General features: G+C 40.4%; 14 protein-coding genes. 12 read left to right on the top strand and 2 right to left on the bottom strand.

Annotation, left to right across the window (positions count from 1 at the left end; all coding sequences use genetic code 11):
- Nucleotides 1–92 precede the first annotated feature (92 nt).
- The 12 genes from folK to ABDZ97_RS11350 all read left to right on the top strand — a co-directional run bounded on the left by folK (nt 93) and on the right by ABDZ97_RS11350 (nt 11,509).
- Nucleotides 93–584 (top strand): 2-amino-4-hydroxy-6-hydroxymethyldihydropteridine diphosphokinase, encoded by a 492-nt coding sequence (gene folK / locus ABDZ97_RS11405; RefSeq protein WP_343787699.1) that lies wholly within the window; start codon nt 93–95, stop codon nt 582–584.
- Between the two features lie 95 nt (nt 585–679).
- Complete coding sequence (locus ABDZ97_RS11400) at nt 680–2,383, top strand: tetratricopeptide repeat protein (RefSeq protein WP_343787697.1); 1,704 nt, start codon at nt 680–682, stop codon at nt 2,381–2,383.
- Between the two features lie 139 nt (nt 2,384–2,522).
- Entirely contained in the window at nt 2,523–3,143 is a 621-nt protein-coding gene (locus ABDZ97_RS11395) for a DUF4290 domain-containing protein (protein WP_343787696.1), read from the top strand.
- Nucleotides 3,144–3,145: 2 nt separating this feature from the next.
- The gene (murA, locus tag ABDZ97_RS11390) at nt 3,146–4,450 is read left to right on the top strand and encodes a UDP-N-acetylglucosamine 1-carboxyvinyltransferase (protein ID WP_343787694.1); all 1,305 of its coding nucleotides are present in this window, start codon (nt 3,146–3,148) and stop codon (nt 4,448–4,450) included.
- A gap of 120 nt (nt 4,451–4,570) precedes the next feature.
- Nucleotides 4,571–5,101 (top strand): nucleotide exchange factor GrpE, encoded by a 531-nt coding sequence (locus ABDZ97_RS11385; protein ID WP_343787692.1) that lies wholly within the window; start codon nt 4,571–4,573, stop codon nt 5,099–5,101.
- Between the two features lie 14 nt (nt 5,102–5,115).
- Entirely contained in the window at nt 5,116–6,246 is a 1,131-nt protein-coding gene (gene dnaJ, locus ABDZ97_RS11380) for a molecular chaperone DnaJ (RefSeq protein WP_343787690.1), read from the top strand.
- Between the two features lie 103 nt (nt 6,247–6,349).
- The gene (locus ABDZ97_RS11375) at nt 6,350–7,264 is read left to right on the top strand and encodes an ABC transporter ATP-binding protein (protein ID WP_343787688.1); all 915 of its coding nucleotides are present in this window, start codon (nt 6,350–6,352) and stop codon (nt 7,262–7,264) included.
- 6 nt (nt 7,265–7,270) lie between these two features.
- Complete coding sequence (locus tag ABDZ97_RS11370) at nt 7,271–8,569, top strand: ABC transporter permease (protein ID WP_343787686.1); 1,299 nt, start codon at nt 7,271–7,273, stop codon at nt 8,567–8,569.
- Nucleotides 8,570–8,572: 3 nt separating this feature from the next.
- A complete protein-coding gene (locus tag ABDZ97_RS11365) occupies nt 8,573–9,490 on the top strand; it encodes a Ppx/GppA phosphatase family protein (RefSeq protein WP_343787684.1) in 918 nt (305 codons plus the stop codon).
- A gap of 22 nt (nt 9,491–9,512) precedes the next feature.
- Nucleotides 9,513–10,688 carry a sigma-54-dependent transcriptional regulator gene (locus ABDZ97_RS11360; protein ID WP_343787682.1) on the top strand — a complete coding sequence of 392 codons (1,176 nt, stop codon included), beginning with the start codon at nt 9,513–9,515 and terminating at the stop codon, nt 10,686–10,688.
- Between the two features lie 21 nt (nt 10,689–10,709).
- Nucleotides 10,710–11,039: a TfoX/Sxy family protein gene (locus ABDZ97_RS11355; RefSeq protein ID WP_343787680.1), complete on the top strand. Its 330-nt coding sequence runs from the start codon at nt 10,710–10,712 to the stop codon at nt 11,037–11,039.
- Nucleotides 11,040–11,041: 2 nt separating this feature from the next.
- Complete coding sequence (locus ABDZ97_RS11350; protein ID WP_343787678.1) at nt 11,042–11,509, top strand: YciI family protein; 468 nt, start codon at nt 11,042–11,044, stop codon at nt 11,507–11,509.
- A 14-nt stretch (nt 11,510–11,523) separates the two neighbouring features.
- Here ABDZ97_RS11350 and ABDZ97_RS11345 read toward each other — a convergent pair whose 3' ends face one another.
- A complete protein-coding gene (locus ABDZ97_RS11345) occupies nt 11,524–12,771 on the bottom strand; it encodes a voltage-gated chloride channel family protein (RefSeq protein WP_343787676.1) in 1,248 nt (415 codons plus the stop codon).
- 121 nt (nt 12,772–12,892) lie between these two features.
- Nucleotides 12,893–15,508, bottom strand: coding sequence for an alanine--tRNA ligase (gene alaS / locus ABDZ97_RS11340; RefSeq protein WP_343787674.1), 2,616 nt, complete (start codon nt 15,506–15,508; stop codon nt 12,893–12,895).
- Between the last annotated feature and the right edge of the window lie 80 nt (nt 15,509–15,588).

The following is a 15,588-nucleotide window of genomic DNA, read 5'->3' as shown; positions in this document are numbered from 1 at the left end:
CTAATGTAAAATTAGCGTTTTTTATGTTGAGTAAGTTCTAAAGTTTGATAGATGGCACAATAATGTATATTAGCGGCAATTAAAAATGGGATATGGCAAAAGTTGTAGTTGCTTTGGGGTCAAATATTGAACCTCGCATAGAATATTTAAAAAAAGCAATTCAGGAAATCAGAAAGATAGGGAAGGTGATAAGTGTATCTTCTCTCTATGAGACGAAACCTGTCGGTTTTGAAGCGGAGGTTGATGTTTTAAATGCGGCTTTGATCGTTGATACAGAGTTGTTTCCATTGGCGCTTCTGGAGCGATTGAAAAGTATTGAAGCAAATATGGGAAGAGTTGTTGTTCCTGGTGAAGGTTATACCTCCAGAACAATCGATTTGGATATTATTTTTTACGATCGGCAGGTCTTAGTGTCTGAGCAACTCATTATTCCGCATCCTTCTTTTTCCGAGCGGGAATTTGTGTTATTTCCGGTTGTTGAAATAGCAGGAGAATGGGTAGATCCTCTGAGTCAATTAACTATCCGGGAAATTTTAGCTGATAAAAAAGAGATGAGAGAGCCCAGAATATTTGCTAAATCTTAAATAGTCATAAAAAATGGGGGTACTTTTTTAAGAACTAAAAAAAATCATTATTATTGCACAGTAATTAACTGGAAAAGCTAAAAACTAGGTTTATAATGAAGAATCAAAGCTTAAAAGGACTTGCAGCTATAGCGTTGGCAGGTGGTTTGACGACAACAAGTTGTGACTTGTTGAAAGATGTAGATTATACGGTTACTCCGGATCCATTAGAGATGCACGGAGATAGCGTACGAATCAAGGTAGAAGGTGTTCTCCCTGAAAAAGGGTTGAATAAGAAGGCTTCTGTCGAAATAACTCCTTCTGTTGGAGGGGTTGCGTTAAAAACAATCACAATCCAGGGTGAAAAAGCTGAAGGTAACGGACAAACAATTATGTTTAAACCTGGTGGGAAATTTACCTATACAGATGTAGTTGCTTACAAGCCTTCAATGGAAGAATCGGAATTATCTGTTTCCGGTGTAGTTTATAAAAAAGGAAAAGAGAAAGATCAGTTTGGTCCCGAAAAGATCGCTGATGCAACAATAATCACTCCTTACCTTGTTCAGAATGATCAAAAAGTACTTATCGGTGCGGATCAGTTCCAACGAGTGACGGAAGAGGTAGCTAAGGCACAGATCAACTATCTTAAAAATATGAGTAATGTTCGTCCTGCTGAAATGAAGGATGAAGATATCAAGGCTTTTGAAGCGTTCATGGCAGCAGCGCAGACAAATCCTAAAATTGCTCCTAAAACAATCAATATTCTTGCTTACGCATCTCCTGAAGGTGAAGAAGGAAGAAACAATGAATTGTCAACGGCTCGTTCTGAGTCAGGAAAGAAAGCAACAGCTTCTATTGCTAAGAAAGCAAAGAATGAGTTTGGTCAGGCAGATGAGTCGTTCAATCTTCAGGCGAAAGGGGAAGACTGGGCTGGATTTAAGGCTGAACTTGAAAAGTCTGAAATGCAGGAAGATGAGAAGAATCTTGTATTACGTGTGTTGAGCATGTACAGTGATCCTGCTCAACGTGAGAAAGAAATGCGTAACATGGCTAAAACATTTGATTACCTTGAGAAAAATGTATTGCCTCAGTTGCGTCGTTCACAAATTAACTTTGTGTATGACCTTACAGGATATTCAGATGAAGAATTGACTGCATTGGCAAAAACAAACCCTGATACATTGAAAGTGGAAGAGTTGTTGTTTGCAGCTACATTGACAGATGATCTTAATGAAAAACTTCGTATCTACAAAGAAGTTGAGAGATTGTACTCAGAAGATTGGAGAGGACCTAACAATGTTGGATATGTATTATTCCTACAAGGAAAAACAAACGAGGCGAAAGCGAAGTTTGAGAAAGCGAATAATATGCAGGAGAACCCTCAGTCGTTGAATAACCTTGGTGTTATTGCCCACATTTCAGGAGATCGTACAAAAGCAAAAGAATTGTATGGTCAGGCTATGTCAGCAGGTGCTGAAGTGAAATACAACATGGGAATTGCAAACATTCAGGACGGTAAGTATGAAGATGCAGTTTCAAACATGGGAGACGAGAAAACATTTAACAAGGCTTTAGCTCAGGTATTGGCAGGAAATCTTGACGCAGCATCATCTACAATTGACGAAGCTGACGCTAAAGAAGAAGCAATGTCTTACTACCTGAAAGCAATTATTGCTGCAAGACAAAACAACGAAAATGCAGTAGTAAACAATCTTAAGTCTGCTTTTGGTAAAGATGCTTCATTGAAAGCTAAAGCAGCTAAAGACAGAGAATTTATTAAGTTCTTTGAAAGCTCAGCTTTCTTGGCAACAGTGAAATAAGAAACCTAGTGACACTATAGTCAGAAAGGCTGCCCTTTGGCGGCCTTTTTGTTTTTAGGATATTTGGCTTTTTCACAAAATTAATACGTGATAGTTTTTCGCTTTTTATTACTTTTGAGGTAAATACGAGTATTTTAGAATGGAATATAATACGGTTCGGCCGAAAATGCTCATTCCTGAGTATGGCAGAAACGTGCAGAAGATGATTGATTTTGCACGTAAAATAGAAGACAGAGACGAACGAAATCGGGCAGCAAAGGCGATTATTGAGGTGATGGGACAGTTAAATCCGCATTTGAGAGATGTGGATGACTTTAAGCACAAATTATGGACTCATTTGTTCATAATGTCCGATTTCCAACTGGATGTAGATTCACCTTACCCGATTCCAAGCAGAGAAACTCTTGAAGAAAGACCCGAGAGGCTCGGATATCCTAAAAATTCGATCCGTTACGGACACTATGGTCATAATATTCAGGAAATGATTAAAAAAGCACTTGTAATATCTGATCCGGAAGAGAAAAGTGCAGTTACAAGACGTTTGGCGAATATCATGAAGAAACTGTATCTAACGTATAACAATGATACAGTTGAAAACAAAGTTATTATGAATCAACTTTCCGAATTATCAAACGGAAAGTTACAGGTAGAAGACCCTGAAGATCTTACTTCAACCAATCAGATCTTGAGATCGATTGGGGTGAATCCGAATGCGCGTAAGAAAAAACCGCTCAAAGGGAAAAATAAGAAAAAGAGATAAGAATGGCATCATTTGAAATATACGGAGGAAAGAAACTAAAGGGAGAATTAGTTCCCCAGGGAGCGAAGAATGAAGCGCTTCAGATTTTGTGTGCGGTACTTTTGACAGAAGATAAAGTAACCATATCCAATCTTCCGGATATTATTGACGTGAATAAGTTAATCTCTCTTTTACAGGCAATGGGTGTAAAAGTGGAGAAGGTTGAAAAAGGAACTTTCATTTTTCAGGCCAAAGAAATTGATCTGGATTATTTGCGTTCGGAAGATTTTAAAAATCGGGCAAGTAGCCTTCGGGGGTCGATCATGATTGTTGGACCGTTACTGGCTAGATTCGGAGAAGGGTTTATTCCTAAACCCGGAGGAGATAAGATTGGACGTAGACGACTGGATACGCATTTTGAAGGATTTGCAAGATTGGGTGCTGAGTTCAATTTTGATGCGGAAGAGTATTTTTACTCTGTTAAAGCAAAAAAACTTAAGGGAACCTATATTCATCTCGACGAGGCTTCTGTAACCGGAACGGCAAACGTTGTAATGGCAGCTGTATTGGCAGAAGGACATACAACGATCTACAATGCAGCGTGTGAACCCTATCTACAGCAATTGTGTAAAATGCTGAATAGTATGGGAGCACAAATTGCAGGAATAGGGTCTAATCGTCTCGAAATTGATGGAGTAGACAAGTTGGGAGGTTGTTTCCACAGAATTCTTCCGGATATGATCGAAATCGGTTCATTTATAGGACTGGCAGCGATGACACAATCGGAAATTACGATCAAAGATGTGTCGTACGAAAATTTGGGGATTATTCCTGACGTATTCCGAAAGCTTGGAATTCAGATGGAATTGAGAGGAGATGATTTATTTATCCCTGCTCAGGAATCCTACGAAGTTGAAACGTTTATCGACGGGTCAATTATGACGATATCTGATGCCCCATGGCCTGGGTTTACTCCGGATTTGTTGAGTATTATTTTGGTGGTGGCAACACAGGCAAAAGGTGCGGTATTGATTCATCAGAAAATGTTTGAATCTCGTTTGTTCTTTGTTGACAAACTAATTGATATGGGGGCGCAGATTATACTTTGTGACCCACATAGGGCAACAGTCATCGGATTAGATAGAAAGTATCCTTTGAGAGGAATACAAATGACTTCTCCGGATATTCGAGCAGGAGTATCACTTTTAATCGCTGCACTTTCAGCAGAAGGACGTAGTGTGATTCACAATATTGAACAAATTGACAGAGGGTATCAGGATATTGATATTCGTTTGAGCAATTTGGGAGCTGATATCAGAAGATTGTAAGAAGTACAAAAATGGCAGGTTTACTGCCAGATAAAATAAAAAATGGATAACTGAACTGTCAGATTGTCCATTTTTTTTAGTTGGCAAAAAGTTTGAGTTAGAATGCGAAAATGGCGAGTTATGGCTGAGAAAGAAGAATTGGAAAATCAGGAAGAACAAGTTAAGCAGGACGAGGTTCTGGATAAAGATGAGCAGAAAGAATCGACAGAGCCTACCTGGGAGGACAGATATAACGAGATGAATGATAAGTACGTGCGTTTGTACTCTGATTTTGATAACTTCCGTAAACGAACGATTAAAGAGAAAGCGGATATTATCAACCAGGCAGGTTCAGATTTGATGAAAGATCTATTAACAGTTCTGGACGACTTTGAGCGTGCTATAAAGGCAAATGAGAAAATTGAAGATGTAGAGGCTGTAAAAGAAGGTTTCCGTCTTGTACATCACAAGTTTGAAGGAATTTTACTTTCAAAAGGTTTGAAGCCAATGGAGGCACAGGGCGAAGCATTTGACGCAGAATTACATGATGCAATTACGAATATTCCGGCTCCCGAAGAGAGTCTTAAGGGGAAAATCGTTGATGTAGTGGAAAAAGGATACTTTTTGAAAGATAAAGTGTTGCGCTATGCCAAAGTTGTTGTAGGGCAATAAGCACATTTTGAATTATGAGTGAAAAGAGAGACTATTACGAGGTTCTTGGTATTGGCAAATCGGCTACTGAGGCAGAGATCAAAAAAGCGTACCGTAAACTGGCGCTAAAGTATCACCCGGATAAGAATCCGGACGATAAAGAGGCGGAAGAAAAGTTTAAGGAAGCAGCCGAAGCTTATGAAGTGTTAAGTGATACGGAAAAACGTCAGCGATACGACAGATTTGGTCACGCTGGTGTCGGAGGCGCTTCAGGTGGTGGCTTCGGTGGTGGAGGCATGAACATGGAAGATATCTTTGAACAGTTCGGAGATGTCTTCGGGGGTGCTTTTGGTGGTTTCGGAGGCGGTAGATCGTCCAGAGGTGGAGGTGCACGTACTTCGAGAGGTAGTAATCTACGAGTTAAGATTAAACTTACACTGGAAGAAATAGCTACCGGTGTAAAAAAGAAAATCAAAGTTAACAAACTGGTTAATGCGGACGGAGTTACCTATAAAACCTGTTCGCAATGTAACGGAAGCGGACGTGTAATGCGTGTTACACAAACTTTCCTGGGGCAGATGCAAACAGCTTCTACCTGTCCTTCTTGTAATGGTACCGGTAAGATCATTGATAAAAAACCTGCAGATGCAGATAATCAGGGATTGAAACGCCAGGAAGAGGTGATTGAGATCGACATCCCGGCAGGAGTGGAAGAAGGAATGCAATTGAGCGTTACGGGGAAAGGAAATGCGGGACCCTTTAACGGAATTCCGGGTGATCTTCTGATCGTAATTGAAGAAGTAGAGCATCCTCTTCTGAGAAGAGATGGAGAACACCTTCATTATGATGCATATATAAGTTTTATTGATGCTGTTTTGGGGGATTCGATCGAAATTCCTACGGTTACAGGTAAGGCAAAAATCAAAGTAGAACCGGGTACACAGAGTGGGAAGATGTTGCGCCTGAAAGGCAAAGGACTTCCTAATGTACAGGGATATGGATCTGGTGATTTGTTTGTACACATTAATATCTGGACACCGACAAAAGTTTCAAAAGAAGAACGCGAAATTCTTGAAAAACTGAAAGAAAGTGAAAACTTTACTCCGAAACCGGAAGATAGAGATAAAGGATTCTTTCAGCGGGTGAAGGATATGTTCCAAAGCTGATTCCGATAAAAAATAGAGAAAAGGCATTTTCCCGTGAGGAGAATGCCTTTTGTTGTATTTGCAGGTAAAAACTTCTTTTTATATTTAGCCGAGAAACAAATCTATGCTTGAAGTCAGGAATATAACAAAACGATACGGAATCAAACTGGCATTGGATAATGTGTCGGCTAAATTTGAACCGGGAAAAATTCATGGAATTCTGGGACCCAACGGAGCCGGAAAAACAACGTTAATCCGAATTATTAATCAGATTATAACTCCTGATGATGGTGGTGTTTATCTGAATAATAGGTTAATGCCCCGGGAGCAACTGAGTTCTCTCGGATACCTACCTGAAGAAAGAGGAATGTATCCCAATATGACCGTCTCGGATTTTCTGCTATTTATGGGATCTTTACGTGGTTTACATAAAAATGAAAGTAAAGCGGCGCTAGATTATTGGATGGAAAAATTTGATATTCAGGAGTGGAGAGGTAAACGTATTGAAGAGTTGTCCAAAGGAATGGCTCAGAAAGTGCAGTTTATTTCCACGGTTTTTCATAATCCGGATCTATTAATTCTTGATGAACCTTTCAGTGGATTTGATCCTGGTAATGTCAAACTGATGCGTGGCATATTGCGGGAGATGAAAGAGGAGGGAAAAACAATTCTTTTGTCCACGCACAATATGAACAGTGTGGAAGAATTATGTGATCACGTTGTCTTAATAGATAAGAGCAAGAAAGTTCTGGAAGGAACTGTTCAGGAGGTCAAAGGACATCACTCTGAAAAACTTTATGCAGTACAGTTTTCAGGTAATATGATTGCATTTGCAACGGCCTTATGGACAGGTTTTGATCTGGTTGATAAGAAAATTATCGGGGAGAACAGATATATTGCCCGTGTGCGGATGGTCGGAGACAGTAATTTCAGGAGTTTACTGGAAACACTGGTTCCGAAAATTGATATAGAAGGTGCCTGGGAAGAATTACCGTCTATGGAAGAAGTATTTATCCGGGAAACTACTGTAACACACTAATAAAGCATGAAAAGAATTATAAGTATTGCCGGAAGAGAATTGAATGAGCGTCTCAAAAGTCGCTCATTTCTGACGATGGCAGTAGGAGGACCTCTCGTTGTACTGTTTATCCTCTATATTTTATTTACAGCTTCTGGGGGAGAAGAAGAACATGTCCGCGTACTGGTTTCTGATCCGGTTGAAACACTTGAAAATATAATTGTTCCTGATTCTTCAGGGCAAATAGAGTACGCGTTTATCAATTCCTATGTAGAACCTGCTTCTTTCACTTCAGATCCTGAGTACGCCGGTTTTGATGCATTGTTGGTTGTAAACGAAAAGGTGCTATCCAATAATCACGTTTTCTTTTTTCAGAAGAAACGATTGAATTCGAAGATCCCGTTACGGATTCAGCGCGAGCTGGAAAAACGTTTGGAAGGATTGAAAGCGAAAGAGTTTACGGACCTGACCTTGAAAGAGTTTCTCATCGTCAAACATCCGTTAAATTTGGAAGTACGGGATGCCTATCGTCCCGAAGAATTAGGGAATTACAAATTAGCAGCTTATGCGGGAGTCGTTTTCGGAGGAATTGTCTTTCTGTTTATTTTCCTTTTCGGAATGACCATTTTGCGAAGTACGTCAAGAGAAAAATCCAGTCGTATAGCAGAGGTTTTACTAGCAACAGTAAAGCCCGGAGAATTAATGACCGGGAAATTACTGGGAATCGGTATTGCAGCATTGATACAGTTTGCAATCTGGACGGTATTGATTTTCGGAGGTTTACTTTTCTTCCGATCTGTTTTCTTTCCGGATATGTTTGATGCTGCCAATCTTGTCGCAGGACAAGAGTACACACCGTATAACGATTTGGTTCAATTGGTGTATGAACAACTAAACTTTGGAGTGATGGGAACTTTCTTTGTTCTGTTACTGATACTGGGGTATTTATTCTACGGTGGGCTATTTGCTGCACTGGGAGCAGCTCAAGGTTCAGAATCTGACGGACAACAGTTTCTTATTCCATTGATTTTCTTGTTTTTGATTGGCATTTGGTCGGGGTGGTACGTAGCTGAAAACCCGGATGCTGAATTATCTTTTTGGTTGGGTATTATCCCTTTTACATCACCCATGGTTATTATGGTGAATCTGGGATTGGGGTACGAAAGCGGAGAACTTTGGCATTTGTTAATGGCTATTGTATTGTTACTCCTCGGGATTCTGTTCAATATAGGGGTTGCAGCACGAGTATTTAAAAATGCTTTGCTTGTTACAGGATACCGTCTGCGTTTTGGAAATTTAATCAACTGGATATTTAAAAAACCATAATGAATGAGTAAGGGACAGGAACCCGTTGCCGCAATTGACCTGGGCACAAATACATTTAATTTACTGATCATTAAAAACGGAGCTCCCCATCCTGAGTTACTGCTTTCTACAAAAGAAGGAGTTGCGCTTGGTATGGGAGGGATAAATGATAACCGTATTTCAGAAGATGCCTGGCAAAGAGGAATGGACTGCCTGGGGCGTTTTATGGCAATTTGTAAGGAATATGGTTGCACAAAAATTCAGGCTATTGCAACATCTGCTATTCGAAATGCCATAAATGGAAAAGACTTTGTTCATAAAATAGAAGAAGAATTCGATATTCCCTGTAAGGTAATTGATGGAATCGAAGAGGCAAAGTTAATTTATAAAGGGGTCTGTCTTACTCATAATTTTGACCGAAAGGGGTTAATTATGGATATAGGAGGGGGAAGCACGGAGTTTATTCTGGCAGATGAGAACGGTATACTTGCCATGAATAGTTTCGAAATTGGTGTTTCCCGTATATTCCAGCAATTTTCATTCAGTGATCCGTTTTCTGAAGAGGATAAGGAGAAAATCAATACTTATTTGGAAGAGAAAACAGGCGGTTTTTTTGATACGATTTCCTGCTCAGACTTTATAGGCTCTTCCGGGTCGTTTGAAACCTTATATGAACTGTTATATGACAAGGAATTTCCCGAAGGATTTGATCCTGTTATGTTGAGTCGTAATGAAATGGAAGTGATGATAGATATTCTGTTGCGTATGACTGCAAAGGAACGTGAACGTCATCACCGCATACTTCCGGTTCGGAGAAAGATGATACCTATTGCAGCGGCTAAGATGAAGTGGATTATGGAGAAAACCGGTACCGAACGTATAATCATAACCCCCTGTTCGCTGAAAGAGGGAGTGGCATTTGATTTGTTGAATAATCAGTAAATTCGTAAAAATAAGAAATTCCATGAGCAAGATATTAATCATAGACGACGAGAGAAGTATTCGAAGAGCATTGCGCGAAATACTGGAGTTTGAGAAGTTTGAAATAGAAGAAGCGGAGAACGGTAAAGAAGGACTGGAAAAGGCCAAGAATGAGTCGTTTGATGTTATCTTTTGTGATATCAAAATGCCACAAATGGATGGTATGGAAGTGCTGGACGATTTGATTCAAGCAGAGGTTGCTACGCCCGTTATCATGATCTCCGGACACGGAAATATAGAAACGGCTGTTGAATCTATAAAAAAGGGGGCGTTTGATTTCATTGAGAAACCGCTTGACCTGAACCGCATTTTAGTAACTGTTCGTAATGCCTGCGACCGGAGTACACTTGTGGAAGAAACCAAAGCACTTAAGAAAACGATAAAAAGAGTCAAAGGATCATCGATCATCGGAGAGACGGACGGCATCATGAAGATAAAAGAGATGATTGAAAAAGTCGCTCCTTCTGATGCAAGAGTATTAATCACCGGAGAAAATGGTACGGGAAAGGAACTGGTTGCCCGACAATTACATGAACAAAGTGGACGAAACAAGGGACCTTTTATTGAAGTGAATTGTGCAGCAATCCCCTCGGAATTAATTGAAAGTGAGTTATTTGGTCACGAAAAAGGTGCGTTTACTTCAGCAGTTAAGCAGAAAAAAGGAAAGTTTGAACTGGCGGAGAATGGTACAATCTTTTTAGATGAAATTGGAGATATGAGTGCTTCTGCTCAGGCAAAAGTCTTGCGGGCATTACAAGAGAATAAAATTACACGGGTAGGAGGAGAGAAAGACATTCGGATTAATGCGAGAGTTATAGCGGCTACGAATAAAGATCTGCGAAAAGAAATTGAGGAAGGAAATTTCCGGGAAGATCTTTATCATCGTTTAAGTGTCATTTTACTCCATGTTCCGGCTCTGAATGACCGACGTGAGGATATTCCTCTTCTTGCAGAACACTTTCTGACGATGGTGTGTGCGGATCATGGGATACAACGTAAGGATTTTACTGAAGAAGCATTGAAAGAACTAAGCGCTGTTAACTGGACAGGAAATATCCGAGAGTTACGAAATATCGTTGAACGTCTGGTGATCCTTGCCGGGAAGACAATTACGGATGAAGATGTACGAATGTTTTCGAATCCTAAAGTAAACGCCTGAACCGCTTAGATAGATAAAGGTATGGCTTCCGATCAGAGTTTTGCAGATTTTGTTGTGTACCAGATAGAAAAAGCCGGTGAGATAACGGCAAAAAAGATGTTTGGGGAATACGGGATTTATGCCGATGGAAAGCTATTTGGTTTGATTTGTGATAACAAACTCTTTATCAAGCCTACGGAAGCAGGACGAAAGTATATTGGAGAAGCACTTGTCGAAGCGCCTCCGTATTCGGGTGCAAAGCCTAGCTTTCTTATAGAAGACAAAATTGAAGACAGAGACTGGCTGAGTGAACTCGTGCGTATTTCAGTAAAGGAATTACCGGAGCCTAAACCGAAAAAAAGGAAAAAATGAGAATGGCTACAACTTCATTAAAAAAAGGGATTCTGTTTTTATTGGTAGTACTCGGAAGCATTTGGTCTGCTTTCGGACAACAATCATATGACAGCGAATTGGCGGACTCATTGGGAGCTGATGCGTATGGAATGCGAATGTATCAATTAGTGATTCTTAAAACAGGTACCGAAGTGATTGAGGATAAAGAGCTCGTACAGAAATTATTTCGTGGGCATTTAGACAATATCGGACGGTTAGCAGAAGAAGGTAAGTTGGTAGTTGCAGGACCATTGGGGAAGAATGAATTGGAGTACAGGGGTATTTTCATCTTTAAACTGGATAACAAGGAAGAAATTCAGGAACTGCTGAAAACTGATCCTGCAATTGAAGCAGGAATATTCGATGTGGAAATTCTTGATTGGTATGGATCAGCAGCTTTACCGATGTACTTGCCGTATCATAAACAAATTGAGAAGGAACAACCTTGATAATTTTATAAACTCTATTTTGTAGCTCGATCAAATATTTTGAACCATTTTGATTTGAAGCGATGAACTTCCTGAGAGCTGTAAATACCTGTTTTTCCAGAAGCGAAAAAAGCAACAAAACAAGCTATTGCAATAAATATACCTGCTTCGGTTCCGAATAGTTCCAGTCCCATAATGGTACAGGCGAGAGGTGTATTTGTTGCACCGGAAAATACGGCTACAAACCCCATTCCTGCGAGTAATGCCATAGGTAGAGGGATAAAAAAGCTAAGTGCATTACCCAATGTGGCACCAATAAAGAACAAAGGAGTTACTTCACCTCCTTTAAAACCGGCTCCCAATGTAAATGTGGTCAATAGCAGCTTAATCATAAAATCATACGGGGGAAGTGATTGTTCAAATGCAGAGACAATGGTTGGGATACCCAAACCGATATATTTTGTAGTTCCCATGAGGTAAACTACCACAGCTATAATTATGCCTCCGATGACGGGGCGGAGTGGAGGGTAGGAGAAACCGGAAGAGAACATCTTTCCGAAGAAATGCACAACTTTTGAAAAGGAGAAAGCTGCGAGACCAAAAAGAATACCGGCAAGCACGGACCACAAAAGAAATGTAGGTTGTATGTCGGGAACAAAAGGAATTGTATATATGGTGTGGGTAGCTCCTGCATAATGACAAGTCATGTCTGCAACTACAGCAGTGAAAAGCGAAGGGAGAACAGCACGGTAACGGTTAGTTCCTTTTGCAAGTACTTCAATGGCGAAAACAGCCCCTGCGAGAGGTGTTCCAAAAACAGAAGCAAAACCGCCACTGATTCCGGCAATAAGGATCATTTGACGTTCCGAAGAGGTGATTCCGAATTTTTTTGAGAACTGGTCTGCTATGGCTCCTCCCATTTGTACAGCTGTACCTTCCCTTCCCGCAGAACCTCCGAAAAGATGAGTCAAAAGGGTTCCAATCAGCACCAAAGGAGCCATTTTGAATGGGATAATTTGCTTTGGACTATGAAATTCTTCGAGTAGCTGATTATTTCCCTTTACTACATCCTGCCCGTAGTAATGATAAAGCAATCCTATGAGCAATCCTCCCAAAGGGAGAAAAGCAATTAACCAGATGGCTGCTTCCCGTGTTTGTGTTACCCAGTCAAGTGCAGTCAGAAAGCCTGCAGAAGCGAGTCCTACAGGAATTCCTATGAGTAAAGATAATAACAGCCATTTCCATAACTGGGAAGGAGCAAAATATGCCGTACTAAATTTCATTTTTTCCATAGCCGATTTCTACCATACGTTTTGTATCCGTTCGTAGGCGCCATCAGCTTTGAATTCATTTCTCCACGGTTCGGGGCAGACACCATTGCCCTGCATATTGAATATTGTTGTATCAGAACAATTTAGCAATTTCTTCCAATGCTTTGTCTAACCCGGATGGATTTTTTCCTCCTGCGGTAGCAAAGAATGGCTGTCCGCCACCTCCTCCCTGAATGAGTTTAGCATATTCTCTGACGAGATTACCGGCATGCAGTTCTTTTTCTTTAACCAGTTCGTCTGAAATCATAATGGTAAGAGATGCTTTTCCGTCTTCCTCTCCACCAATTACAGCAACAAAAGGCTGATTCATTTCTCCTTTTAACTGAAATAAAACATCTTTTATGCTTCCGGTTCCCATAGTTACTTTTGTAGCAGCAAATAGCAAACCTTCTTTTTCGATAAACTGGTTTTTCAGTTCCTGTTTAAACTGTCCTGCTTTTTCTTTTTCGAACTGTTCTATCGTTTTACTGAGGGACTGATTTTTTGTCAGTAAATCTTCAATTGCTTTCTCAGGATCTTTAGGATTCTTCAGTAAACGCTGAATTGCTTCCAGGCGAGCCGCTTTTTCTTTATAAAATGCAATGGCAGTATCGTTTGTAATGGCCTCAATACGTCTTACTCCAGCTGCTACAGCCGATTCTGAAGTGATTTTAAACAGCCCGATTTTTCCTGTTGCAGGAACATGAGTTCCACCGCACAGCTCCACCGAATCTCCGAAGCGAATTACGCGGACAAGGTCTCCGTATTTTTCACCAAACAAAGCCATAGCTCCCATCTCAACAGCGTCGTCCATAGGAACGGCACGATGCTCTTCCAGTGAAATATTCTTGCGAATGTCTTCTGAGACAAGTTCTTCAATTCGTGAAAGTTCTTCTTCCGTCACTTTTGAGAAGTGGGAAAAGTCAAAGCGGAGATAGTCCGGGCTGACAAGAGAACCTTTTTGTTCCACATGTGTGCCCAGCACTTCACGCAGAGCATGATGAAGAAGGTGGGTTGCAGAGTGATTGGATGCCGCCAGCTCACGGCGTTTTACATCTACTTTTGCCTCGAATTTCTCCAATGGGAATTCAGGAAGCTTGTCAGTAAGATGTACGGTAAGATTATTTTCTTTTTTCGTATCAAAAATACGTACCGTTTCACTTTCAGAAACAAGAACACCTTTGTCACCTACCTGACCTCCTCCTTCAGCGTAGAAGGGAGTGATATTCAATACAACCTGGAAAAAAGTTTTTCCTTTTTGTGTTACTTTCCGGTATTTGGTGATAAAAACGTGTGTTTCGGTATGATCGTATCCAACAAATTCAGAACGATCATCTTCACGCAATTCTACCCAGTCATCTGTTGCAATAGAAGTGGCAGCTCTTGATCGTGATTTTTGTTTTTCCAGTTCGGTATTGAATCCAATTTCATCAATAGAGAAACCGTTTTCTCTTGCTATTAATGAAGTAAGATCGACCGGAAATCCAAACGTATCATAGAGTTCAAATACAGCATGTCCTGAGATGATTTTTTCATTTTTGGAGGTTAGTTCTTCAAGGATCGTATCAATACGCTTAATTCCCTGTTCAAGTGTTCTGAAAAAGCTACTTTCTTCTTCTCGAATCACATTTTCTAGTATTGAAAGTTGTGAACGAAGTTCAGGGAAAGCATCTCCCATTTCATTAGATAGTACGGTTGCCAGACCGCAGATAAAAGGTTCTTTCAGGTCTAAAACGGAATACCCATAACGAACGGCTCTTCTTAAAATTCTCCGGATCACATATCCCGCTCCTGTATTGGAAGGAAGCTGTCCGTCTGAGATAGAAAAAGCGATAGCACGTACGTGATCCGCAATAACGCGCAGGGCGATATCAGTTTCTTCTTTTACTCCATACGTAAAGCCGGATACTTTTTCGAGGTGTTTAATCAGATTTTGGAATAAATCCGTATCATAATTTGACTGTTTTCCCTGAAGAACCATAGCCAGTCTTTCCAATCCCATTCCTGTATCAACGTGTTTTGCCGGAAGCTCAACGAGTTTTCCGCTGGCCATTCGGTTATACTGAATAAATACGTTGTTCCAGATTTCAATTACCTGAGGATGATCCTGGTTGACAAGTGATTTTCCGTCTGATTTAGCACGCTCTTCGTCTGTTCTTGCATCAACATGAATTTCGGTACACGGGCCGCATGGACCGGTATCTCCCATTTCCCAGAAATTGTCCTTTTTGTTGGCCAGAATGATCCTGTCTTCCGCAATGTATTTTTTCCATATTTCAATTGACTCCGTATCCATAGGAACACCATCTTCCTGATCCCCTTCAAAAACGGTGACATAAAGACGTGATGTGTCTATTTTATAGACCTCTGTAAGTAATTCCCACGCCCAGGCAATGGCTTCTTCTTTAAAATAGTCTCCAAAAGACCAGTTACCAAGCATTTCAAACATGGTATGATGGTAGGTATCTACACCGACCTCTTCCAGATCATTATGTTTTCCGGAAACACGCAAACATTTTTGGGTATCGGCCACTCTTTTATCTTTGGCTTCCGCATGTCCAAGAAAATAATCTTTGAACTGATTCATCCCGGCGTTCGTAAACATCAACGTCGGATCATTTTTTACCACCATTGGAGCAGAGGGCACTATCTTATGTCCTTTTGACTCGAAAAAATCGAGAAACTGTTTGCGGATTTCGTTTAAATTCATCTTCTCAAGTTTGTTTTATCCCCTTTATTATCAGCAGGAATGTGTTAAAATTCCTGTTAATGATTGTTAAGTTAAGTGCA

Origin of the sequence: Wandonia haliotis (genome assembly GCF_039523435.1) — a bacterium.
In the GTDB taxonomy this organism is placed as follows: domain Bacteria; phylum Bacteroidota; class Bacteroidia; order Flavobacteriales_D; family Crocinitomicaceae; genus Wandonia; species Wandonia haliotis.
Note: the sequence above shows the minus strand (reverse complement) of the source record. Positions and strands in the feature narration are given on the sequence as shown.

Excerpts from the sequence above, each read along its gene's own strand:
- folK (WP_343787699.1), top strand. The coding sequence starts at position 93 with ATGGCAAAAGTTGTAGTTGCTTTGGGGTCAAATATTGAACCTCGCATA.
- ABDZ97_RS11400 (WP_343787697.1), top strand. The coding sequence starts at position 680 with ATGAAGAATCAAAGCTTAAAAGGACTTGCAGCTATAGCGTTGGCAGGT.
- ABDZ97_RS11395 (WP_343787696.1), top strand. The coding sequence starts at position 2,523 with ATGGAATATAATACGGTTCGGCCGAAAATGCTCATTCCTGAGTATGGC.
- murA (WP_343787694.1), top strand. The coding sequence starts at position 3,146 with ATGGCATCATTTGAAATATACGGAGGAAAGAAACTAAAGGGAGAATTA.
- ABDZ97_RS11385 (WP_343787692.1), top strand. The coding sequence starts at position 4,571 with ATGGCTGAGAAAGAAGAATTGGAAAATCAGGAAGAACAAGTTAAGCAG.
- dnaJ (WP_343787690.1), top strand. The coding sequence starts at position 5,116 with ATGAGTGAAAAGAGAGACTATTACGAGGTTCTTGGTATTGGCAAATCG.
- ABDZ97_RS11375 (WP_343787688.1), top strand. The coding sequence starts at position 6,350 with ATGCTTGAAGTCAGGAATATAACAAAACGATACGGAATCAAACTGGCA.
- ABDZ97_RS11370 (WP_343787686.1), top strand. The coding sequence starts at position 7,271 with ATGAAAAGAATTATAAGTATTGCCGGAAGAGAATTGAATGAGCGTCTC.
- ABDZ97_RS11365 (WP_343787684.1), top strand. The coding sequence starts at position 8,573 with ATGAGTAAGGGACAGGAACCCGTTGCCGCAATTGACCTGGGCACAAAT.
- ABDZ97_RS11360 (WP_343787682.1), top strand. The coding sequence starts at position 9,513 with ATGAGCAAGATATTAATCATAGACGACGAGAGAAGTATTCGAAGAGCA.
- ABDZ97_RS11355 (WP_343787680.1), top strand. The coding sequence starts at position 10,710 with ATGGCTTCCGATCAGAGTTTTGCAGATTTTGTTGTGTACCAGATAGAA.
- ABDZ97_RS11350 (WP_343787678.1), top strand. The coding sequence starts at position 11,042 with ATGGCTACAACTTCATTAAAAAAAGGGATTCTGTTTTTATTGGTAGTA.
- ABDZ97_RS11345 (WP_343787676.1), bottom strand. The coding sequence starts at position 12,771 with ATGAAATTTAGTACGGCATATTTTGCTCCTTCCCAGTTATGGAAATGG.
- alaS (WP_343787674.1), bottom strand. The coding sequence starts at position 15,508 with ATGAATTTAAACGAAATCCGCAAACAGTTTCTCGATTTTTTCGAGTCA.